Annotated in this window: 15 protein-coding genes and 5 tRNA genes; 17 read left to right on the top strand and 3 right to left on the bottom strand. The window is 40.7% G+C overall.

Going from position 1 to position 22,965, the window contains the following annotated elements:
* Positions 1-182: 182 nt before the first annotated feature.
* The 7 genes from H5180_RS06980 (at position 183) to H5180_RS07010 (ending at position 3,098) form a co-directional block, all read left to right on the top strand.
* Complete coding sequence (locus H5180_RS06980) at positions 183-365, top strand: hypothetical protein (protein WP_145240843.1); 183 nt, start codon at positions 183-185, stop codon at positions 363-365.
* A gap of 129 nt (positions 366-494) precedes the next feature.
* Positions 495-587: transfer RNA gene (locus tag H5180_RS06985), tRNA-Ser, on the top strand.
* A 37-nt stretch (positions 588-624) separates the two neighbouring features.
* Positions 625-701 (top strand) — tRNA-Arg (locus H5180_RS06990).
* A 259-nt stretch (positions 702-960) separates the two neighbouring features.
* A tRNA-Arg gene (locus H5180_RS06995) sits at positions 961-1,037 on the top strand.
* Between the two features lie 80 nt (positions 1,038-1,117).
* Positions 1,118-1,194: transfer RNA gene (locus tag H5180_RS07000), tRNA-Arg, on the top strand.
* 134 nt (positions 1,195-1,328) lie between these two features.
* A tRNA-Arg gene (locus tag H5180_RS07005) sits at positions 1,329-1,405 on the top strand.
* Positions 1,406-1,730: 325 nt separating this feature from the next.
* Positions 1,731-3,098 (top strand): alkaline phosphatase PhoX, encoded by a 1,368-nt coding sequence (locus tag H5180_RS07010; protein WP_182735270.1) that lies wholly within the window; start codon positions 1,731-1,733, stop codon positions 3,096-3,098.
* A gap of 158 nt (positions 3,099-3,256) precedes the next feature.
* Here the strand turns inward: H5180_RS07010 and H5180_RS07015 are convergent, their stop codons facing one another.
* Positions 3,257-5,272, bottom strand: coding sequence for a TonB-dependent receptor (locus H5180_RS07015; protein ID WP_182757968.1), 2,016 nt, complete (start codon positions 5,270-5,272; stop codon positions 3,257-3,259).
* Between the two features lie 148 nt (positions 5,273-5,420).
* Between H5180_RS07015 and H5180_RS07020 the strand changes: the two genes are divergently transcribed.
* The 9 genes from H5180_RS07020 to H5180_RS07060 all read left to right on the top strand — a co-directional run bounded on the left by H5180_RS07020 (position 5,421) and on the right by H5180_RS07060 (position 15,444).
* A complete protein-coding gene (locus H5180_RS07020; protein WP_182757969.1) occupies positions 5,421-6,758 on the top strand; it encodes a hypothetical protein in 1,338 nt (445 codons plus the stop codon).
* A gap of 53 nt (positions 6,759-6,811) precedes the next feature.
* The gene (locus H5180_RS07025; protein ID WP_182757970.1) at positions 6,812-8,194 is read left to right on the top strand and encodes an NlpC/P60 family protein; all 1,383 of its coding nucleotides are present in this window, start codon (positions 6,812-6,814) and stop codon (positions 8,192-8,194) included.
* A 9-nt stretch (positions 8,195-8,203) separates the two neighbouring features.
* Positions 8,204-9,316 carry a dipeptide epimerase gene (locus H5180_RS07030; protein ID WP_149981738.1) on the top strand — a complete coding sequence of 371 codons (1,113 nt, stop codon included), beginning with the start codon at positions 8,204-8,206 and terminating at the stop codon, positions 9,314-9,316.
* Positions 9,313-10,077, top strand: a complete 765-nt coding sequence (locus H5180_RS07035; protein ID WP_145240855.1) for a L,D-transpeptidase — start codon at positions 9,313-9,315, stop codon at positions 10,075-10,077. The genes H5180_RS07030 and H5180_RS07035 overlap by 4 nt, the downstream gene beginning before the upstream one ends.
* Positions 10,078-10,193: 116 nt before the next feature.
* Positions 10,194-11,780 carry a sodium:solute symporter gene (locus H5180_RS07040; protein WP_145240857.1) on the top strand — a complete coding sequence of 529 codons (1,587 nt, stop codon included), beginning with the start codon at positions 10,194-10,196 and terminating at the stop codon, positions 11,778-11,780.
* A gap of 2 nt (positions 11,781-11,782) precedes the next feature.
* Entirely contained in the window at positions 11,783-12,688 is a 906-nt protein-coding gene (locus tag H5180_RS07045) for a BadF/BadG/BcrA/BcrD ATPase family protein (protein ID WP_182757971.1), read from the top strand.
* Positions 12,685-13,620 carry an N-acetylmuramic acid 6-phosphate etherase gene (gene murQ, locus H5180_RS07050; protein WP_145240861.1) on the top strand — a complete coding sequence of 312 codons (936 nt, stop codon included), beginning with the start codon at positions 12,685-12,687 and terminating at the stop codon, positions 13,618-13,620. Before H5180_RS07045 ends, murQ begins: the two co-directional genes overlap by 4 nt.
* On the top strand, positions 13,621-14,811 hold the full coding sequence (locus H5180_RS07055) for an exo-beta-N-acetylmuramidase NamZ domain-containing protein (RefSeq protein WP_182757972.1): 1,191 nt from the start codon (positions 13,621-13,623) through the stop codon (positions 14,809-14,811).
* 108 nt (positions 14,812-14,919) lie between these two features.
* Positions 14,920-15,444: a hypothetical protein gene (locus H5180_RS07060; RefSeq protein WP_182735262.1), complete on the top strand. Its 525-nt coding sequence runs from the start codon at positions 14,920-14,922 to the stop codon at positions 15,442-15,444.
* A gap of 94 nt (positions 15,445-15,538) precedes the next feature.
* Here the strand turns inward: H5180_RS07060 and H5180_RS07065 are convergent, their stop codons facing one another.
* Entirely contained in the window at positions 15,539-18,580 is a 3,042-nt protein-coding gene (locus H5180_RS07065) for a TonB-dependent receptor (protein ID WP_182757973.1), read from the bottom strand.
* Between the two features lie 511 nt (positions 18,581-19,091).
* The gene (locus tag H5180_RS07070) at positions 19,092-19,937 is read right to left on the bottom strand and encodes a MurR/RpiR family transcriptional regulator (RefSeq protein WP_145240869.1); all 846 of its coding nucleotides are present in this window, start codon (positions 19,935-19,937) and stop codon (positions 19,092-19,094) included.
* A gap of 486 nt (positions 19,938-20,423) precedes the next feature.
* Between H5180_RS07070 and pbp4b the strand changes: the two genes are divergently transcribed.
* Positions 20,424-22,871 (top strand): penicillin binding protein PBP4B, encoded by a 2,448-nt coding sequence (gene pbp4b / locus H5180_RS07075; RefSeq protein WP_182757974.1) that lies wholly within the window; start codon positions 20,424-20,426, stop codon positions 22,869-22,871.
* Positions 22,872-22,965: the final 94 nt, after the last annotated feature.

Genomic DNA, 22,965 nt, shown 5'->3' on the forward strand with positions numbered 1-22,965 from the left:
CAATAATAAAATTTTAATTTTAACGTATTGAATTATGTGAAAATAAAAATTAATTATATAAAATCATCAAAATGAACAAGCATTATTTCTAAATTTAGCTAAACTATTGACTGAAAAAACAGCATAAAGCATGGTTTTTTAAACTCACGTCAATCTAAAGGACTTATATAAACGGATTTTATATGAAAGATAATAAACCTGATTCACCCTCTGAAGTACTCAGTATTGAATTACAACGAGAAACCTATTATCGAGCATGTATTGCTGAATTTCAGCAATTAGGCTACCAAGATCAATATCTCGAACAATTAACTGACGAATTAGTGCCTGTTCTCGGTGTATCCGCTGATATTAAAACCTCTTAATTTGATTAACGATTAAACAAAGTTGACTCTTTTTTGGCTGTTATGGGTGTTCTCTAACCATACAGTTACTTTAAACAAGAAAAGTGTTTGACATATTTTCTGAAATCTTTATTATACGCCCCACAAGACGGAGAGGTGGCCGAGTGGCCGAAGGCGCTCCCCTGCTAAGGGAGTATAGGGTTTGTAGCTCTATCGAGGGTTCGAATCCCTCCTTCTCCGCCATTTATTTTATAAATGGTTATCTTGTAAAGTAAAGAATGGGCGCATAGCTCAGCTGGATAGAGTACTCGGCTACGAACCGAGCGGTCGGAGGTTCGAATCCTCCTGCGCCCACCATCCTTTACACACTCTGCTTAGAGTTTAAATAAGCAAGTAAAAGTGATTGGTTTAGTAAACCAAGCGGTCGGAGGTTCACTCTTTGAAGATACGTCCTGCGCCCACCATCTTTTACACACTCTGCTTAGAGTTTAAATAAGCAAGTAAAAGTGATTGGTTTAGTAAACCAAGCGGTCGGAGGTTCACTATTTGAAGATACGTCCTGCGCCCACCATCATTTACTTATTAGTAAGAAACTCGAATTAGAGTATAAAAAAGTGGGCGCATAGCTCAGCTGGATAGAGTACTCGGCTACGAACCGAGCGGTCGGAGGTTCGAATCCTCCTGCGCCCACCACTTTTTATTTACTACTGAGAGTTATATTAGTTATTGCATACTAATATGTCAGAGAAGACATTAAAATCAAAATAGAATGTGGGCGCATAGCTCAGCTGGATAGAGTACTCGGCTACGAACCGAGCGGTCGGAGGTTCGAATCCTCCTGCGCCCACCACTTTCTATTAGTGTTAATTTATAAAGAGCCCGACACATGGTCGGTTTTTTTATTTTTAAAATTCGTAATAAGCTTTGTTATTAATTAGCTTAATGCGTCAGTCAAAGTAAGACTTTAAAATCAAAATAGAATGTGGGCGCATAGCTCAGCTGGATAGAGTACTCGGCTACGAACCGAGCGGTCGGAGGTTCGAATCCTCCTGCGCCCACCACTTTCTATTTAAAGGTAACCGACGAGAGTCGGTTTTTTTATGCCTGAAATTTGCCTCATACTTAAAAGTATAAAACCACCAACCGATCGGTCAGAGGTTCACTCTTTGAAGATACGTCCTGCGCTCACCACTTTCTATTACTATTAAAGTTAATAGAAGATAACCGACGAGCGTCGGTTTTTTTATGCCTGAAATTTAATAGATCAAGTGTCAATGAGGTTTGCTTTGAGATATGACAATTGTATGAACTTTTTATGGAGGCCGTTTTTATAGGATAATTTCATTTATTATATGCCTGTTATTTTATCTCATAATGAGTTTTACGATGATCTCTAGAAGACAATTTATTATTAGTGCCGGTACACTCGCTTTTATGGGGCTTTCTCGTAGTACTTTTGGCAAAGTACCATTTCTTGACGTGAGTGAGCATTTAAGTGCCTATGGTCCGTTAGTGACTGATCCTAATAAGTTACTCGATTTACCAGCAGGGTTTAGCTATCAAGTTCTATCAAAACTGGGTGATAAAATGGATGATGGCTTTACAGTGCCAGATAAAGCCGATGGTATGGGCTGTATTGCCCTTGATGATGAGCGGGTTGCATTAGTCAGAAACCATGAATTAAAACCAACTGATTTAGCAAAAGCAGATGTTAGCTTACAAACGCATAAAACGTCATTTGCTTATGACACTACTGCGCAAGGTGTTGCTTTGCCAGGAGGCACAAGTCATATTATTTATAATTTAAAAACCGGTAAAAAAGAGCAAGAATATTTGTCACTCACTGGCACGATCCGCAATTGTGCAGGTGGTATTACCCCATGGGGTAGTTGGCTTACTTGCGAAGAGACTGTTCTGACTAAAGCGGATGGCTTTAATAAAGATCACGGCTATATTTTTGAGATACCAGCCAACGCTAAAGGACTAGTAAACCCTGAGCCTCTCAAGGCAATGGGGCGGTTTAACCACGAAGCAGCTGCTGTTGATCCAACAACCGGTATTGTTTATCTGACAGAAGATAAAGGCGATAGTTTATTTTATCGTTTTATTCCTAATGAATACGGTAAGTTGAGTAAAGGCGGTAAACTTCAAGCTATGATGATTAAAGCACAGCCACAGTTTGATACTCGTAATTGGGTTACAGGGGTCATGCCTTTACAACACAATATGGCCGTTGAATGGGTTGATTTGGCGCAACCTGAAAGTCCAAAAGACGATTTAAGAATACGCGGTCACAAACAAGGCGCTGCACTTTTCGCTCGTGGTGAAGGGATACATTGGGGTGAAAAAGAACTTTATTTTTGTTGCACTAATGGTGGTCAAAAGCAGCTTGGTCAAGTGATGAAGTATCAACCATCAGCATTTGAAGGAACAGATAAAGAGCATCTAGCTCCAGGACACGTTCAACTATTTGTAGAAAGCACAGATAAGTCGTTATTTAACTTTGGTGATAATCTCACTGTTGCACCTAACGGGCACTTGATCGTTTGTGAAGATCAGTATACCGACGTGGTTGATAACCATTTACGTGGCGTAACACCTAGTGGTGATGTATATAATTTTGCCCGCTTAACAGCGCAAACCGAGTTGGCGGGAGCTTGTTTTTCTGCTGATGGCAACACCTTATTTGTTAATGTGTATTCACCAACAAAAACATTAGCGATCACAGGACCATGGCAGAGTTTTAAAGGCTAACTGGTGATTATTTAATGCTTATATACAAGTGCACTATGGCTATTTAGTAGTGCTAAGTGAGTTAATTTAAAATGCAGCCTTGCTGATCCGCTTCATACCTTAAAGTATAAACCGGATCAGCAAAGTGTTTAGCTCAATTATTAGTAACAATAACCAAACTAAAATAACAGGCTGAAGTTTAGGCGCAGGGTACGCGGCTCAATCGGGTGGAAGTGATGATCTTCAACGCCTTCAATAGGTTCGCCAGCTAAGCGTGACGTGTAAAAGTAGTCAATATCGTGATCCGTACTATCAAATATATTTAATAGCTCAAGGCCCACTTTCCAATGCGTTTGTTGATAACTTACTAAACCATTTACGACTGTAAGCGGCTCTGAGCGTTTATCGCCATCACTACTGAGTATACGTTTGCCAATGTGGCGTACGCGCAGTGAAGACTGCCACTGCTGGGTAATATGCCAATTAATGCCAGTACTGGCAACCACAGGCACTGCGCCTTCAATTCGATCGTCATTTGAATCGATATCTAAGCGTGAATGTGTAAATGAGGCCTCGGCGTCTAAACTCAAGGCATCATTAAGCCAATAATACGCACTGAGCTCTAAACCGTAACGTTTTGATGCATCACTGGCTTCAGTGTTACCCGCATCACCCACAAATAATAATTCAGAATCTAAGCTTAGCCACCATAATGCCGCTGATAAATTAAACCGTTGTTGATCAAAGTAGCGTAAACCCAGCTCTGCGCCATTGCTTTGCACCAGTAAATCAACCTTATCAGCAGACTCAAGTGTCACAGGATCTTGTTTAATGGTCGCTCCACGCGCATCATTTGAATGATACGACTGCCCCCAGTTGGCATAACCGGCTAGGTTGTCATTAAACAGGTAATTTAAGCTGGCTTTAAAGCTAACCAAATCATCATCTGCACTGCCTGAATTAATACTGTTATTGCTATCAACATCTGCGTCAAAGTAATCATAACGCACGCCAAATGTTGCTTCGAGTGCTTGGCTTAAATTTACTTGTGATTGCCAATAGGCTGAGTAGCTGGCTTCGTCTACAGCATCTTCACGCACAGTACTTAAGCGTTGGCGCTGCTTGGTATTGTATAAACCAACTTGATCAATATCATCGCGGCGATATTCCACACCAGTTGTATGCTGGATTAGCATATCTGCAAGAGTATCAGCAAATTGATAACTCAGTGCACCACCACTAATTGTCCGGCTATCGACTTGTTGGAACTGATCGCCATTAATAGGATCATTTAAAAAGTAAGAGAAGTTAGAAAACAAGTCCATGTCGTAGTTGATCACATAGGCATTGGCTTTAATGTGCTGGCCTTGCCAGTTTGCCGATAAACTATAGCGACTAGAGCTGCCGCCTACGGTCGTATCGAGTGAACCTAGCGCACTGATAATACCTTGGTCTACAGCCCGTTGTGGAATTTGATCAGCGGAATTCCAGCTGTTGTCATAAGCCATTGCCGTGACAGATAAATTGCCATCCCATGCTTTACCTACATAGCGTACTAGGGCATTTTTTTTATCTACATCTTCATTGATATCTTGCCAAGGGCCATCATAACCTTGCCACTCACCGGCAATAATAATTTTCCCGTTAGCAATCCCAATTGAGCCTAATGCCATCACGCGTTGGTAATTGTCTTTGCCAATTGTAAAGTCAAGTTGTTGATGTTTTGGGTTATCAGCTAGATTAAAATCAGCACTGCCAGCGGTCGAAAAGTCACCTTGAGCGGCGCCATACGCGCCTTTTTGATAATCTATAGTCGAAATTGTTTCAGGAATAATAAAGTTAAGGTCGGTGTAGCCTTGACCATGCCCATGGCTACGCATATTAATTGGCATACCATCAATGCTGGTGGCAAAGTCAGTACCATGGTCGAGATTAAAACCGCGGATAAAATATTGATTAGCTTTACCTGAGCCGCTGTGCTGTGTGACGGCCATACCTGGGATCAGTTCTAGCATTTCTGCGCTACGTAACATTGGACGGTTTTCTATTTCACCTTGGCCAATTACGCCACTTGATGCACTAATAGCCTCACCAATAAGTCCCGTGCGGTGTCCGTATATGGTAATTTCTTCAATGTTTGCAAGTACATTGGTAGAGCAAAGTAAGCTACCAGATAGAATTAAAAAAGTGCGCATTATCATTTCCTTATAAATAGATCGAAGTGTTTATATTTAATACTAGTACGTTTTAAGATGTTAATCGGATGCAAATATTTGCTTGCTGTGGAAAATATGTTATTTTCAATAAAATATTCCAAAAATAAAAATCATAAGGAATTTAATTTTGATTGTAATGAAACTGAAAAAAGCGGGGCTGAATGTTTTCAGTGTGAGCTTAGTAACTGGGCTTTTTGGCTGTCAGAGTCAGCCACAGCAAGAGACTGTTGCATCGTTACAAGAGCAACATAAGACGTTCTATCAACAGGTGATGTTGGCTGCGCCTGTCTTACCGGCTGATTTAACAAATATTCCTATGCAGGCGCATTTAGTTGCTAATCGTGTTGCGCAATCGCACTATAAAACGGCGGCGCAGGTTAATTACAGTCAGTTAGGGTGGCAGCAACGCGTGGCAGCAGATTGGCACTATTTTGATATTCCGACATCGCAGGGTAAGTTGTTAGTAATTGATTACCAACAGCAAGGTAACCAACTAGCGTATCGTTATTTAGCAAATGGTACCCAGAATGATTTATATGAGCCATGGAGTTCATCTAAAATTCAAGCTTTTAGCGGTGCAATTGCAAAAGTACGGCAAATAAACCCAGAGCTTGGTGCAGATGCGCTAATAGGTGATAGCAATGTTGCTGATTTGATCACTAGTATTAATAGCTACGAGCATTTTGGCAGCGCTGATGGAAACTCTAATGCAATAGCGAGCTACTTTATTAATGTTGCTGGGCGTGATTATTTAAGTAATTTATTTGCAGATAATTGGCTAAAGCTTAATGATTCTCGCATTATGTTTAAAGGTGCTTATGCTACAGAGATTTTTACTCCTAGCACGATTCGTTGGCAAAGTACTGATAGTGATGTTATTGCTAGCAATATCGCTTATTTTACTGTTAATACCGATGATCCTGCTTATTTAGACTACCGGTGTGATGGCTGTGGTTTAACCGGTAATAAAGCCATGACAACTTTGGCTCAAGCTGAGTGGTTAAAACGTTTAGCAAGCCACACTCGAGAGCCCTTAACTCAGCAGCCTTTACTACAAGCACAAGACATTGATGTACTATTTAATGGCACCGGCAATACGGATGAAACCGCTAAAGTGGGTGGTATGATGCAAGGGCTCAGTCAAATGATCACTGACTCTTTAGCGCAAGCGCTTGCACCAGACGATACTCGCCCAGCAAAACAAATTTTAGACGAGTTAACGCAGGGGCAATGGCGAGTTTGGCAAAAAATAGGTTGGGGTCCAAGCGAAACACGCTCAACCACAGAAACTGTCATGTTGGCTCATGTTTACTTACCGTTTATTCAAGGTGGACGCGAATTTACCTTAGCGGCACAAAATAGTGTGCCAGGTGCAAGTGAAAAAAATTTAGCCGTGGTTGGCTTAAAAATGCAGGCTAATTTTACGCATGCATTTAAACAGCTACTGATACCGCAAAAGCAATAATAAGTAGCACACAGCACGACTTACCAAGCAAATTGATAATAGGGAACCCACGAATGCGACATACATTTATCGCCCTGAGTATTTCATTAGCAAGTATTATTACCATGGCACCCGTCATTGCGGCGGATAACACGTGGCAATCAGATGTCATCGGCGTCACTCAATCTCAATTAACCCCGCAGCACTGGTTAAGCCAAGTGACAGATAAAACTCTGATGAGTGCAGCGCAAATCGCGGCATTTAATAAACAATTGATTGCTGACAATGAACATATTGTCGATCCACTCGATTTTGCCTCTCAGCTAACTCGTGAGCAGTTAAAGGCATATATACTCAGTATTAGTGCGATACCAAAAAGCCCGCGTTTTTACCCTAATGGCGTGGCATTAAGTAATAAGCATTTTGCAAAATATCTAGCCAATTTGAATTTAGACGCTGTGACAGATAATAATCAAGTTAGTTATGCCATGGTGGTAAAGCGCTCAGTCCTGCGTACTTTTCCAACGTCGGACCGAGTATTAAATAGTGGCTTAGATAATGACTTAGATCGTTTTCAAGAAAGCGGATTGTTCCCCGGTGATACAGTGGCTATTTTGCATGAAAGTGCCGATAAGAAATGGTTACTTGTGCGCGCTTATAACTATCTAGCATGGGCGCCCAAAGCTGATATTGCGATATCGAATAAAAGCACACTTCGTGAATTTAAAAATAACGATGACTTTTTATTGATAACTGGCGCAAAAGTAAATACCGCTTACGTGCCTAATGATACCACTACATCGCAAGTGCAATTGGACATGGGCGTTCGTCTGCCTTTAATGCCGGCAGATAAAACCCCTCATTTATTAAATGGCCAAAACACCTACGCTAATTATGTTGTGCAACTGCCAACCCGCGGGGAACAAGGTCAGTTAGTTATTAAGCCTGCCTTGATCAGTCGCAGCAGTGATGTGCATTTAGGGTATTTACCTTACACCCAACAGCATTTGATAAAACAAGGGTTTAAATTTTTAGGCGAACGCTACGGTTGGGGACACGACTATAATGGCCGTGACTGCACTGGTTTTGTTGGCGAAATATATAAATCATTTGGTCTATTAATGCCGCGTAATTCAGGTCAGCAGGGGAAGGGGGAGTATGGTACTAATCACCGTTTTGATAAAACCAGCAATGAAAGCGATAAATTAGCGGTAGTTAATAACATGCAAGTGGGCGATTTAATTTATATACCAGGCCATGTAATGATGTACTTAGGTGAACAAGACGGTCAACCGTATGTGATCCATGATGTTAAAGGGTTGGGTTATAACAAGGCTGATGGTAGTTTTTATTCAAGTTCACTTAATGGGGTATCGGTAACGCCTTTATTGCCACTGCGTTTATCGCAAACTCAGAGCTATTTAGACCGTACTTATAATATTAAGCGTATTCGCTAGGAGTTAAAAATGAAGATTACGGCGATACGTTTTGCCAAACTTAAAGTGCCACTAGTTACGCCGTTCAAAACAGCGCTGCGTGAAGTGAGCTATATTGAAGACTTAGTGGTGTTAATTGAAACCGATAAAGGCGAAATTGGCTATGGTGCTGCGGCGTCTACGCCAGTAATAACCGGCGATACTCACCAAAGTATCCTTAGCGTTATTAAACAATTTATAGCGCCAAAACTAATTGGTATGGAAATCGAAAACCTCAATCAAATTTGCCAAGTGATCCAATCAAGTGTGGTGGCAAATTACAGCGCTAAAGCCGCACTCGAGCTGGCTGTGTATGACTTGTGGGGTAAATTATATCAAGCGCCGCTGTATAAATTGCTCGGCGGTGGTAGTCAAACATTACGAACTGATATCACTATTAGCGTTGATAATATTGATAAAATGCTCAGTGATTGTGCTGTGGCTGTAGCGCAAGGTTTTGATATTTTAAAAGTAAAAATTGGCAATGATTTACAGCAAGATATCGAACGAGTGAAGGCGATTTATCAAGGTTTTGGCCAGCAAACGCAAATTCGTTTGGATGTAAATCAGGGCTGGAATGCTAAACAAACGGTGTTTGCTTTACGGCAATTAGAAAGCCACAATGTTGAATTAGAACTTGTTGAACAGCCAGTGAAAAGTGATGATTTTAAAGGTTTAAAGTATATTACTGAGCGGGTAAATACGCCGATCATGGCTGACGAAAGTGCCTTTTCGCCCAAGCAAGTAATTCAATTATTAGAGCAAAATGCTGTTGATATTATCAATATCAAAGTCATGAAAACGGGTGGCTTAAGTCGTGCTATTGAAATTGCCAATATTACTGCACAGTATCAAGCTGATTGTATGATCGGTTGCATGTTAGAAGGCAGTATTGCCGTTGCAGGTGCTGCGCATTTAGCGTCTGCAAAAGCCCAGCAGATCAGTAAAATAGACTTAGACGGTCCAGCGCTTGGCCAATATGATCCGGTGCAAGGCGGTGTGGAATTTAATGGCCCAGCGATCACGTTAAGTGATGGTCCTGGCTTGGGGATTAAAAGTATCGACACATTACAACCGATAAACGATGGAATTTGGCCGTTATGAAAAAAATAATAATAACATTAATCACCACAGCAGCCCTCAGCGGCTGTGCAAATAGTGCAAGTACATCAGCAGCTGCAAGTGCTGCAGTTATCCCACAGCAAAGCCAACAGTTAGTGGTGGTGGTTGCAGATGATTGGCAAGCCATTGCCGCACAATTGTATCGATTTGAGCGTGTTGCAGGACAATGGCAACAACAAGGCCAAGGTCACAGTGTGGTACTTGGGCGCACCGGTCTTGCGTGGGGTATTGGTTTACACCCAGCTCAAGCGGGCGAACAAAAACAAGAAGGCGATGGTAAAGCTCCCGCTGGTATTTTTGAACTCGGCACCGCGTTTGGTTATTTAGATTCATTAAAAACCAATATGACCTACCAAGGCATGACTGCTGACGACTATTGTGTTGATGTCAAAGGTTCGCCATTTTATAACCAGCTAGTTAATAAGTCAGTGGTAGGAGAGGCTGCTGTCAAAGACTCGTCAGAGTGGATGCGCCGTGATATTTACAGCCAAGATAACCTTTACAAAAAAGGCTTAGTGGTTAAGCACAATAGTCAAAATGTTGATGGTGCAGGCAGTTGTATTTTTATGCATTTATGGCGCGCAGAAAATAAACCAACTGCCGGTTGTACTGCAATGACTGAGCAGAATATGGATACCTTGTTAGCTTGGTTAGATGAACAGAAAAAACCATTGTTAGTGAGCTTACCTAGCGAACAATATCAACAAAAACAATTGCTTTGGAAGTTACCAGCGATTAAATAATACGTGTACAGCCACGCGATCACGTGGCTTTACAAAGTAAATAATAAAATTGTTTTCTTTTTATTAATTTAATGGAATAATATATTCCATTGATTGGTTTGAAATTGGGATAATAAATGAGTGCACAATACACCTTGCTAGATTGGCTCGTATTCGCAAGCTACGGAGCAATTTTATTACTCAGTGGTTGGTGGTTTAATCGTAAGCGCGCCAACTCAAGTAAAGACTTCTTTTTAGGCGGTAATAGTATGCCGACCTGGATGGTGGCTATTTCGGTATTAGCTACTTCACAGTCTGCTGCCACTTTTATTGGTGGACCTGATCAGGGTTATCAAGGTGATTTATCGTATTTAGCGACGAACATTGGCGCATTCATAGCTGCATTTATTGTTTCTATTTTTCTGATCCCTAAGTTTTATCAACAAAAAGTGTACACCGTTTATGAACTGCTTGAAAAGCGCATAGGGCCAAAAGCTAAACGCCGCAGCGGCTTAATGTATTTATTTGGCCGAGTGTTTGCCAGTGGCGCACGTCTATATATGGCCGCGATTGCAGTAGCGATGATTTTATACGGTAATATAGCCGCAGAAAGTGTGATTATAGCGACTTTGCTATTAGCACTTGTGGGTTTGTTGTATACCGTATTTGGTGGTATTCGCAGTGTAATTTATTCTGATGTGCTGCAAAGTGTCGTATATGTCAGTGCTGCGATTGCCGTTATCTGGTGTTTGTTGGTACTGATCCCCGCTGATTTTTCAACTATTTTAGCAACCTTAAATGAGCCAACCCCCGGTGCTGATTCAAAGCTGGCAATTTTCAAATTTGATTTAGATTTTGGCCCAAGTGGAGTGTTCAATATGGCGTCGGTATTAACCGGCTTTGTGTTACTTAACATTGCCGCCTTTGGTCTTGATCAAGATATGACACAGCGTCTACTGACGTGTAAGAGTGACAAAGAAGGCAGTAAAGCATTACTACTTTCTATCGTGATGGTTATTCCCGTGATGTTGGTATTTATCTTTATTGGTTTATTACTTTATATCGTTTATCAGCAGCCAGCATTAATGAACAGTGACGGTGCGCAAGTCGTACAAGAATTTAATGGTGAAAAAATCACTATTTTTATGTACTACGTACTTAATGAGGCCCCTGCTGGTGTTAAAGGTTTAGTTAGCGTCGGTATCATTGCCGCGGCCATTTCAACATTAAACTCCGGTTTAAGCTCGATGTCGTCGGTCATTGTACAAGATTTATATCGACCTTATTTAGCAGCTAAAAATAAGCAAGTTGCCGATAACCATTTTGTTAAAGCTGGGCGTATTGGCATGGCGGTTGTGAGCCTATCATTAGCATTAATGGCCATAGTTTGTTATTTCTGGCAGCAATACAGTGATATGCCGCTTCTTAAGTTTGCGCTGAGTGTCATGGTGTTTTCGTACAGTGGTTTACTGGGCGTGTATTTTACAACGCTATTTACTAAACGTGGCAGTGAAGGCTCAGTATTGGCGGCGTTAATTGTCGGCTTTATGATCACTTTATTCATGCAACCATACATCATTGATTGGTTATTGCCGGCAGCAGATCGCTTCTATTTAGGCTTTACTTGGCAGTTATGTATTGGTACTGCGTTGTCGACTTTAGTGTGTTGTTTAGGTAAACCTCAACTTGCCCAGCGCGGCCAGTCAGCTGTAGGAGCCCAATAGGCATGAACATTGACTATATACTGGCTATTGATGGCGGGGGTACCAAAACGCTGGCGAAATTAGTGAATTTACATAGCGCTGAAGAATTTACTGCGCAGGCTGGTGCCGCCTCAGTTTATAACGATTTTAATACGGCGCTTACTAGTTTACAGCAAGTGATCACTAGCGTATGTGCACAAAGTGGCGCTAAGCATAGCCAAATTTTGGCGGTAATGGGACTTGCGGGCGGCTCGTCTAAAGTGTTGGCTGAGCGAGTAACTGCAAGCTTACAGCTAGACTGTGATATTAAATTTGCGCAATTGGGTATTGTAAGTGATGCAATCACCTCATTATATGGTGCAAATCTAGGTCAGCCAGTTGCAATGTTAGCGTTAGGAACGGGCGCTGTAGCAGCAAGATTATCCGCTGATGGAGAAACAAAATTAATTGGCGGCTGGGGTTTTTCGGTTGATGATTTTGGCGGTGGTGCGCGCTTAGGGTTAAGTGCTGTGCAATGCTTGTTAGATGAAATAGACCGCTTTGAGCAACCTAAAAGCCTGCTAACGCAACAGCTGAGTGAACAAGTTGGCCGTGAGCGAGAACAAATATCAAGTTGGTTAATGAAGGCCAAAGCGTTAGATTATGCGCGTTTTAGTCCTTTAATCTTTAGTTTAAAAACACAGTGTATAATAGCCGATACGGTGCTTAGTGAGCATGTTCGACAAGTCGAGAGATTGATTGAAAAATGTCGTGGTCAGAGCCAGTTACCAGTCATAATTATTGGCGGTTTAGCGGACGTAACCATTGCATTATTAAATGAAAATACACAACTGAATTTATCTCCCCGTCAAGGGGATTCGTTAGCCGGTGCGGTGATTTTAGCCAGCGACCGCATTAAACAAATTGAATACACAAGGATTACACAATGAGCCCTGAGTCTAATTTTAATCAGCAGCGTGCACTTTTAGAAGAGCTGAACGGGATTGTGTCAGAAGGACAAAACTTAGATACGTTGGATATAGATTTACTCGATAGTCGCGAAATTTTAACCAAAATAAATTTGGAAGATCAAAAAGTTGCCGCTGCTGTAAAGTTAGTGATCCCAGAGATAGCCAAAGCGGTCGATCATATTGTAACGGCATTTAAGCAAGGCGGTCGTTTAATTTATATTGGTGCCGGCACCAGTGGTCGCTTAGGTATTTTAGATGCTGTGGAATGCGCGCCAACTTACAGTGTCAGCGATCAACAAGTAATGGGAATAATTGCGGGTGGCGAAACGGCTTTTAAAAAAGCAGTTGAAGGTGCCGAAGATAGCTTAAAATTAGGCGTAGAAGATCTTAAAGCCGTTAATCTACAGGCTAAAGATGTCGTGGTAGGGATTGCCGCTAGTGGCCGTACACCTTATGTGCGAGCAGCCATTGAGTATGCAAAATCAATAGGATGTATCACCGTTGGAGTAACCTGTAATCCTAACTCCGCGGTAATGAAACTACCTGATATTGGCATTTGCCCGGTAGTTGGCGCTGAAGCGGTAACTGGTTCAACACGTATGAAATCGGGTACTGCACAAAAGTTAGTATTAAATATGCTCAGCACAGCCAGTATGATCCGCACCGGTAAAGTCTATAAAAACTTGATGGTTGATGTGAATGCCAGCAATGAAAAGCTGCATGCTCGTGCGATCCGCATCGTAATGCAAGCAACCGATTGCACTCATCAGCAAGGAGTCGATGCGCTTGCCCAAGCAAAACAAAGTGCTAAATTGGCTATTTTAATCATCTTAACAGGCAAAGATGCCGCCCAAGCTGAGCAAATGTTAACCCAAGCGGATGGTTTTTTACGAAAAGCGGTGGAACTATAAATGTTAATTAGATTATTGGTTATATTACAATGCCTAATTTTGAGCGCATGCGCCCACAACAGCACTGACGATGCAATCTTAACTGATACACCGCAAGTAAATTTAAGTGTTGGCGCTTTACAATATCAGCAGTACCTACCACAACTTGAGGGCAAACGAGTTGGCTTAGTCGTTAATCAAACTTCACAAGTTAATGACACCCATATAGTCGACTTACTGCGTGATAAAGGCGTGAATGTTACTAAAATATTTGCCCCTGAACATGGTTTTCGTGGCGACCACGATGCCGGCGCGCATGTAAAAAGTACGGTGGATACAAAGACCGGTATTGATGTGGTGTCTATTTACGGCAGTAATAAAAAGCCAGATACCACTGTATTAAGCGAATTAGACGTGATTATTTTTGATATTCAAGATGTTGGTGTGCGTTTTTACACTTATATCAGCTCAATGCATTACATGATGGAAGCTGCTGCTGAGAATAACATTGGTTTTATTGTACTTGATAGGCCAAACCCGAATATTGCTTATGTTGATGGGCCAGTTTTAGATTTAAAATTTCAGTCTTTCGTTGGCATGCATGAAATTCCTGTATTACATGGTATGACAGTGGGTGAGCTGGCAAAAATGATCAAAGGTGAAGGGTGGATAAATAAAGCTTCGTCACTAAACTTGACGGTTGTTCCTGTGGCGCATTATCGCCGCGATATGACGTATAGTTTACCTGTTCAGCCAAGCCCTAATTTACCAAATGATCAGTCAATTGCGTTGTATCCATCATTATGCTTTTTTGAAGCAACACCAATTACAATTGGCCGTGGTACAGACTTTCCATTTCAAGTGATAGGTTATTCACCGATTGCGTTAGGGGAGTTTAGTTTTACTCCGCGCGCTATTGAGGGAGCATCAATGAACCCTAAATTTAAAGGGATAGAGGTGCAAGGTCTTGATTTACGCGACAGTACAATCAAAGGACTAGATTTAAGTTTATTTATTACAGCCTACAAAACTTTTACGCAAAACGAGCAAACGTTCTTTGAACGTGCTGGCTTTATGGATAAACTTGCAGGCACTGATAAGCTGCGCTTAGCTATCGAAGCCGGCCAAACAGAGCAGCAAATCAAACAAAGCTGGCAACAAGATCTAGCTCGCTTTAAACAGCAACGCGCAGCATATTTGTTATATCAATAAGACTATTTTCATTTATAAACCTTTAAAACGCAGCTTAGGCTGCGTTTTTTTATTGCGCTTAGAAAAGTTCAACTGTATGTTCTATAAATAAAATTTAAAGGAATAATAATGAAAAAAGACATTTGGTATAAAAAGCCGGAAATGATAGTTGCTTTTTCAGCGTTATTGATAAGCGTTGTTACAACAATAATAGGTATTTACTCAACGATGATTGATCGCTCTTATGCAAGGGCTTCGGTTTGGCCGAGAGTTGAGTTGTATAGGAGTTTTTCACCTAAGGATGAGCTATTTAGTTACGGTATAATGAATAACGGCACAGGTCCGGCAATTATTAAATATGTCAAAGTAATCTATAATGAGAAGCCCATTAAGAAATGGTCTGATTTTATAGCTGCAACGAACTTAGTTCAATCACATATCGGTACACGTATTCTACCAAGTCAAGCGAATTTTAGTGCGGTTTCCATAAAAGATAAGGCTTATTTAACAGAAATTCTTAAAATGGATGAACAGATTGCAATCGAGCTGTGCTATTGCTCTATTTATGACGAATGTTGGCTGGTTGATAGAAGTAATCAACCAATAGAAATAGCACAATGTGAAATTAGCGACGAACAGCGATTTATGCAGTAATACACGTATTTTTGCAATAAAAAAGGCCACAATTGTGGCCTTACCATGGATGGGGAAATAAGCGCCCATTAAGCGCTTACTTTAATCCATAAGATTAAAACTTAAAGTTAACTGATAACTGCAAGCTACGTGGATTGTAGTAGCTACGCGATTCACCAAATTTCTCTTCAAGTACATACGGGTTTTTGTTATAACCTGTTTGACGATTAAATACGTTGAAGAGATCAGCACGAAATTGTAGTTCCATATCACCAGAGAACTTAAAGTCTTGCGTATAGTTTAAGTCTAGTTGCCAATGGCTAGCAGTGCGACGACTACCAGCAGACTCTGCATAGCGGCTAATATGGCTTGTAGGGTATCCGTATGTTGTTCCATCCCATGCTTCCCATGCTTTACCTGATTGGAATACGAAGTACGCCCCTAAGTTAGCTTCCCAAGGAAGAGTATAGTAACCGTATACTTTTAACAGGTGAGGTTTATCACCTGAGAGTGTGCCATAGCGATTATCCCAAGGGTAACGACCGCGACCATCACCATAATAAGATGAACCAATAAAGTTATTCGCATCATTGCTTGTTGTGGTGTTATCTTGGTCAAAGTTGCCATAGTAGTGACTCCACACATATGAAGCGTTTACGTAGCTATTCTCACCCAAGTATTCGGCTTCAATACTCGCTTCCCAGTATTTGGTTTCGCCGCCATCAACCTCTGCAATTACATACGATGAACCACCAATTTCGTCGCGAATATCAGCTAAGTTAGCTACATATAAGCCTTTATCTGCAATGTGTTGCGGTACACCTTCGGCATCAACACCTGAGTAATCAGTTAGACGCGCATTGTTTGGCATATCCTCCCAAAAGTGCATGCCTTTACGGTGACGAACATGGGCACGTAATACTAAGTCAGAACCAACATACTTAGTGGTTCCGATAGTAAATTCGTTAATACGACGTGGTTTCATATCATCTTGGAATACTTTACCAGATGAACCATTTCTAGGTGAAGATGATAAAATATTACCAGCTTCATCTAGTAATAACTCAATTTCGGCACGAGTGTTTCGATCCCATGATGCTGCGCGAGATAATGAACTCGCTTCAGGATTATAAATCGCAAAGTTTGCAAATACGGAATCTTCGTCAGAATAAGTCCATGTTGCACCTAAACGAGGTTGCAGCATATCTTTCCAGTTGGTTTGGTACATTTGGTACTTGTGACCAGGAGCAACTTCATAGCCAGAAATAGTACCAGATTTAGCTTTTAAGCCTTGACCATACCAAGTGTCTTGGCTGACCAATAATCCTAAGTTATAAGTCCAATCACCCAATTCTATAGTATCGTTAATTTCAAAGTTTAGGCTGCGTGTTTCAGAGTTAATGCCTGATACAGGCGCGCCATCAGCCGTTGCTAAACTCATTTGTTGGACTCGAGCACGGTAGATAGCATTTGCAGGGTCAAAACCATCAGTGTTTGCATCAGCATCAACTAAGCCACCAATGTATGCAATTGAACCCCAACCGTTAGAGAGTCTGGTTAGTTGCTCTTCGCCTTCTTCCCATTTTGCACCAAAATGGAGTATGTGGTATGCATCGCCCCAGCTAAGTTCATGTTCTAAACTAACTTCAAAGGAATCACGATAAAAGTTTTGATTGTCATAAGTTGCGTATGCACCAACACCACCACCGCCTTTCATCACTGCGTCTTCAAGATAGCCATAGGTATTAATTAATGCATTTGCGCCAGCATTATATGCGGCGATTTGTGCTTCGCTAAATCCTTCATCTGGGTCATAACTTCTTAAGCTTGGGACAGAGAAATAACCCATTTGAGCTAAGTCATCAATACCAAGTTGGCTTGATAAAGAAGGGATTACACTCAATGGTGTATCAGGTTGTGAGCCTGTTTCTAATTCAAACTTACTATATTGGAACGAAAGTGTGGTTGCTGATCCTAAGATCCATGAACCATCTAAAGTAAAGATATCTTGATCAGCTTTACTGCCGACAGATACAGTGTCCATCTCGTAAGCACCAATCGAATCGCCTTTAACTTCTTTATCTGAGGTACGTTGTGAGATATTTATCAAAATATCATCAGTTGGTGCCCAGGTTAATTTACCAAAGTATTCGTCGCGGATACTCTCATAATCTTTTACTTCGCCATAGGCTGTGTTTTTGTTTGCTTTGGTCTCTTCAGGACGGTAATAAGAGGTATAAAAATATAATGTATCTTCAATCAGTGGACCGCTTAAACTTGCGGTTAACCAGTTTTTATCAAGTTCAAAGCTCTCTGCACCTACTGGCGTTGCAACAAAGGTTTTTGGTTGTATTTTGTATTCTATATTACCGTGAAACTCATCCGTACCAGATTTTGATACTGTGTCAATTGAAAAGCCACCAGAACGATTAAAGCCAACCGCTTTTGCACCACCTCTGTCCATAGTAACAAAGGCAACATCGTGTGTTGATGGCTCTGAAGCTAAGTTTCCATACATCGGCAATGACACATTAACACCATCAAAGCCATATGAGTTATCAACACCTGATCCACCAGCTGATGGGCCCAACGTTGAATTTGCCGAAAGTTCTATACCAGGGACAAGCTTTAAAAGGTCTCGGTAATCTTGACCTACAGGGACATTATTAATTCCGTCTTCACCTAATGAGTTTGTGAGTGCTGATTTACCTTGGCGAAATAGTTTACTGCCTGTCACAGTAATTACTTCAACATTATCTTTTTTACCGCCAAGAACAACATTAGCACTTGAGGTTTGCTCTAGCAGTACATCAACAGTTATTGTTTGTGTAACGCCGCTGCTGTCTTCAAAGGTCAGCTCATAAGTGCCTGGTTTTAGTTGCGGGAGATCATAACTGCCATCTTCACGGGTTACCACCGTACGCGCTTTTGGCATGACGTTACTACGTGCAGTAATAGTAATACCCGCTAGTGGTTGGTTTGCTTGCTCGGTTTTTACCTTACCTTTAATGCTACCGTTTAAATTCGCGAATGCAGGAGCACTTGCTAGCGAGGCAGCTATTATAGCGGTGGTTATTGCAGTTTTTGGCACTCGCAGAGCGCGATGTGTGGCCTGCGCTAACGAGCTTATAGTGAAGGTTGGTACCTGTTTTTTCATTGTTTTCCCCGTCCTTATTATAATTAACTTATAGCTCTGAACTTTGTTGATTCCCCAAACAGAGTTATAAACTTTGATCAATTGTTGCTATTCCATTAAACATGCGTTGCTATTAATGGTCAAGAATAAACTCTTCCTTATTTGCGTTGTATCTATAAATAAAATATATAAAAACTGGTTTCGTTATATTTTTTGTCAATATAAGCGTAAGGCTGGGGGAGTGTTTTCGCGATTTTTAGCGCAGTTACTCATATTTAATGTATTGAAATAACATGTTTTTGTGTTTTTCATTCTAAAGAAGGGGGATTTTTTATTGAGTTGGAACAATACTGTTGGAGTTACAATAATAATTATTGTTTATGAACTAAAAAATTTTTTTTTGCATGGAATAAAGAAATAATTTATAAATTAGCGAACGAGAGATAGGTTATTATTGCACGGCTGTTGTTAAAGTGGTTTTTATAATAAGAAAGGCCACAATAGTGGCCTTAATTCTTTAGGATGTCGTTGGTTAGTGATTTCTAAATTCACCAACAACGTCATTTGAATGCTCTAGTAATTTACGACCTTGACGACTCGATTGCGTTAAAGCGATAAATAGAATATCAATAACAAAGTCTTGCGCAGTACGGGCAAGTATCGATGATAAACGGACTGACTCTTCTTCTGCCACAGAGTAAAGCCTAACATTGGCTTGATCAGCAACAGGGTTACTACCAAATTTAGTGACAGAGATCACGTAACTGTCGTTTTTCTTAGCCTGCTTTACCACTTCAGCGATTTCTCTGGTAACACCCGATTCACTGATCGCAATAACTAAGTCGCCTTTTGCAAAGGTTGATACATAGGCGAGTTGCGCATGACCATCAGGTTCAGCTATTGCAGGCATGCCTAACTTTTGCAACTTATAGGAAAAGTCTTTAGCCACCAGGGCTGAGCCCCCTAAGCCACAAATTAAAATTCGTTTAGCTGATTTTAACAAGCTAACAGCTTGTTCAATGGCTAGCGCTTCATTGAGGTTTTTTGTTTCAGTAAGCACAGCAAGTTTACTACTGAGTAGCTTTTCTGCTATTTGCTCTAGTGAATCACTTAAGGTGATTTTACCATGCAGTTTTGGTTCTGATGTTTCATCATTGAGTGCATCAATGACAGCCAGCTTAAATGCTGGAAAGCCTTTGTAGCCCAGTTTTTGCGAAAATTTTACAACGCTTGACTGGCTCACGCCGACAACTTTAGCCAGCTCTACAGACGAAAGATTACGAATAGCATTAGCTGAGTTCAATGTGAAGTCGGCTAGCTTAGCTTCGCTGCTCGATAGGGACTGACGTAAGGCTTTAATTTTTACAAATGTAGACATACTACCCGCTTATTTTTATATTTGGCGTATTTATAGCATTAATCGAAATAAATTTGTACTTATTCTAGGTTCAAATGTAACCATCTTAGTTTTTACTCTTGTTCCTAGGCGTACAAAAAATAAATTATTCCCAATAGCCGCAATTAAGTTTTGGAATATTATTTAAGAATAATTGGAATAATATAGTTTTAATTATCTAATTTTACAACACCAATAGCACGAACTAACAGATTTATTTGCTAGTCGCTTGGGCACTGTTTTTATGGTGGGATAAAATATCTTTATTTAATTTACTTGTTGAAATAAATTATTTACAAATCATTTTACTGTGATAGGGTTTGGTTTATACAACTCAAATCGAGTTGTCCAAACTATAATAACAATATGAGAACTGGGTTTATTTAATGTATTGTTTACTAAAAGCACATACCGCTAATCGTGGTTTTGGGATTGCGCTTATTTACTTTGATCAGCAATGAGAAGGCTATGACGTTTTTATCTTGGTTTAAAAAACTTTGTTTAGTTACAATTGCCGCACTTTTGACTAGTTGCGCTTCAACACCTTACGAGTTTACACAATCTGCCAATTACAGTCATCGTGTTAAGTTTTTAGTCATGCATTACACCGCTATTGATTATGAAAAATCGATGCGTGCTTTAGTCGATGAAGGTGGTTTAAGTGCTCATTATTTATTACCAGAGTTAAATGATCCTAGCTACCCTGAGGATGAATTAAAAGTAATTCAACTAGTTGATGAACATGATAGGGCGTGGCATGCCGGGACAAGCTTTTGGCAAGGCCGTGAAGATTTAAATGATCAATCAATTGGTATCGAAATTGTTAACGTACCAAGCTGTCACTATCCTGAAGTTAAATCTGATGAGCAAATGGAAAATGACGCCTCCAAACTGTGTATTTTCCCCGATTTTGACGCTAAACAAATAGCGTTATTGATCGAGCTCAGTAAAGGTATTTTAGCCCGTAATCCTGATATTGGCCCAACTCAAGTTGTAGGCCACTCCGATATAGCGCCTACACGAAAAAACGATCCAGGTCCGCGCTTTCCATGGTATCAATTGTACCAAGCTGGTATTGGTGCATGGTATGACAGTGACACGGTTGATAAATATTGGCAGCAATTTAGTTTAGTTAAACCATCCATTAGTTTAATGCAAAAAGCGTTACGTGGTTATGGTTATGATGTACACGTGACTAATCAACTTGATCCACAAACCCTTGATACATTAAGTGCCTTTCAAATGCACTTTTTACCTTGGCATGTAAGCGGTAATGCAGATGCGCGCAGCGCTGCGGTATTGTTTGCTTTGATGCAGAAGTACTTTCCGAAAAAAGCAGCTAAGTTAATGTTGCAATATCAACAACAGCAACTTGCCCCAGAACCGATTATTAAGCCTTTAGCAAATGCGCAGGTTGTATTGCAGGTACCAAATCCTAATCCAAGTTCTCGGGCACTGGTTAATGACCGTGGTACATTTAAAGCTTATAAAGGCCGAGGCGAAATTATCATTGAAAATAACACCGCAACGAGCGCGGATATTTTTATCAATGGTGAAAAAATAAATATTTCTCAGCCACTTATGGCAAATAATAGCTACAAATACAGCTTATCTAAACGGACTCACAACGGCACAAATACGTTCAAGGTTGAAAATGTGCAGCCTGAAGGGGCAAGTTTAACATTACGTTTTCCTTACCCAACTTTAGTAACTAAGCCCGTAAAGTCAGTGCAGTTTAATAACGTGGATAAATTGATCAACGAAGAAGTCGCGGCAGGGTTTCCCGGTGCCGTACTTGCAGTGATCAAAGATGGTAAGTTAATTAAATTAAGCCACTATGGCGATGCTAAAAAATACCTTGCTGATGGCTCATTATTAGAGCAGCCACAGCAGATGAAAAGCGATACATTATTTGATATTGCCTCTAATTCAAAAATGTTTGCCACAAATTTAGCGTTAATGAAATTAGCCAGTGAAGGTAAAGTTGATGTAGAAAAACCACTATTTTATTACTTACCTGAGTTTCGTGGGGCGGGCCGTGAGCAGCGGTTAGTCAAAGATTTACTGACCCATAGTGCAGGTTATCCAGCGGTAGTTGATTTTCATCGTAAAGATAATAAGTTTGGTGAGCGATTCTTTTCACAAAATAGCTTACGTACTAAAAACTTATTACTGACAGGCGTGCCATTTGTTGCGGGTCGTAGCGTTAAACATTTATATTCAGATATTGATTACATGTTACTCGGTGTATTAGTGGAGCGACTTTCCGGGCAGTCGCTGGATAATTATGCTGAAGGGCAAATTTATCAACCGCTTGGTTTAACCCACACCGTTTATAATCCATTGCAAAAGGGCTTTATAAAAAACCAAATAGCTGCCACTGAGTTAATGGGAAACACTCGTGACAGACGGATCAGCTTTGATAATATTCGTACTGACGTTTTACAAGGACAAGTACATGACGAAAAAGCATTTTATGCCTTAGGAGGGGTCGCAGGTCACGCAGGACTTTTTAGTACAGGTCAAGATTTAAGTGTGCTTGCGCAGTTATTGCTGAATCGCGGTGGCTATGGTAATAAGCAAATATTTACCCCGCAAGTATTAGAGCAATTCATTGCCCCGCAAGCCAGCGATGAAAGTTATGGTTTAGGTTGGCGTCGTGCCGGTAACGGTGCTTTACAATGGCATTTTGGCCCGTACGCGAGCCCACAAGCGTATGGTCACACTGGCTGGACGGGCACGGTTACTGTGATTGATCCCGCTTATGACTTGGCGATAATTTTGCTTACCAATGCTCGCCATACCCCGATTGGAGGGAATGAAACAGATTATGAATTTATGGGGAGAAAGTTTGAAACCGGTAAATATGGCTCAATTGTTTCGCTAATTTATGAAGCAATATTAAATAAGCATTGATCTAAATGGCAGTGTTCAGCTTATCGCTAATCGATTTAAGTTGTGTTTATTGATGAACAGATTAAGCTAATGAGTTTGTTCCAGCCTTTATAAC

This window comes from Pseudoalteromonas sp. SR41-4, assembly GCF_014163985.1.
In the GTDB taxonomy this organism is placed as follows: domain Bacteria; phylum Pseudomonadota; class Gammaproteobacteria; order Enterobacterales; family Alteromonadaceae; genus Pseudoalteromonas; species Pseudoalteromonas rhizosphaerae.

Excerpts from the sequence above, each read along its gene's own strand:
- H5180_RS06980 (WP_145240843.1), top strand. The coding sequence starts at position 183 with ATGAAAGATAATAAACCTGATTCACCCTCTGAAGTACTCAGTATTGAA.
- H5180_RS07010 (WP_182735270.1), top strand. The coding sequence starts at position 1,731 with ATGATCTCTAGAAGACAATTTATTATTAGTGCCGGTACACTCGCTTTT.
- H5180_RS07015 (WP_182757968.1), bottom strand. The coding sequence starts at position 5,272 with ATGCGCACTTTTTTAATTCTATCTGGTAGCTTACTTTGCTCTACCAAT.
- H5180_RS07025 (WP_182757970.1), top strand. The coding sequence starts at position 6,812 with ATGCGACATACATTTATCGCCCTGAGTATTTCATTAGCAAGTATTATT.
- H5180_RS07030 (WP_149981738.1), top strand. The coding sequence starts at position 8,204 with ATGAAGATTACGGCGATACGTTTTGCCAAACTTAAAGTGCCACTAGTT.
- H5180_RS07035 (WP_145240855.1), top strand. The coding sequence starts at position 9,313 with ATGAAAAAAATAATAATAACATTAATCACCACAGCAGCCCTCAGCGGC.
- H5180_RS07040 (WP_145240857.1), top strand. The coding sequence starts at position 10,194 with ATGAGTGCACAATACACCTTGCTAGATTGGCTCGTATTCGCAAGCTAC.
- H5180_RS07045 (WP_182757971.1), top strand. The coding sequence starts at position 11,783 with ATGAACATTGACTATATACTGGCTATTGATGGCGGGGGTACCAAAACG.
- murQ (WP_145240861.1), top strand. The coding sequence starts at position 12,685 with ATGAGCCCTGAGTCTAATTTTAATCAGCAGCGTGCACTTTTAGAAGAG.
- H5180_RS07055 (WP_182757972.1), top strand. The coding sequence starts at position 13,621 with ATGTTAATTAGATTATTGGTTATATTACAATGCCTAATTTTGAGCGCA.
- H5180_RS07060 (WP_182735262.1), top strand. The coding sequence starts at position 14,920 with ATGAAAAAAGACATTTGGTATAAAAAGCCGGAAATGATAGTTGCTTTT.
- H5180_RS07065 (WP_182757973.1), bottom strand. The coding sequence starts at position 18,580 with ATGAAAAAACAGGTACCAACCTTCACTATAAGCTCGTTAGCGCAGGCC.
- H5180_RS07070 (WP_145240869.1), bottom strand. The coding sequence starts at position 19,937 with ATGTCTACATTTGTAAAAATTAAAGCCTTACGTCAGTCCCTATCGAGC.
- pbp4b (WP_182757974.1), top strand. The coding sequence starts at position 20,424 with ATGACGTTTTTATCTTGGTTTAAAAAACTTTGTTTAGTTACAATTGCC.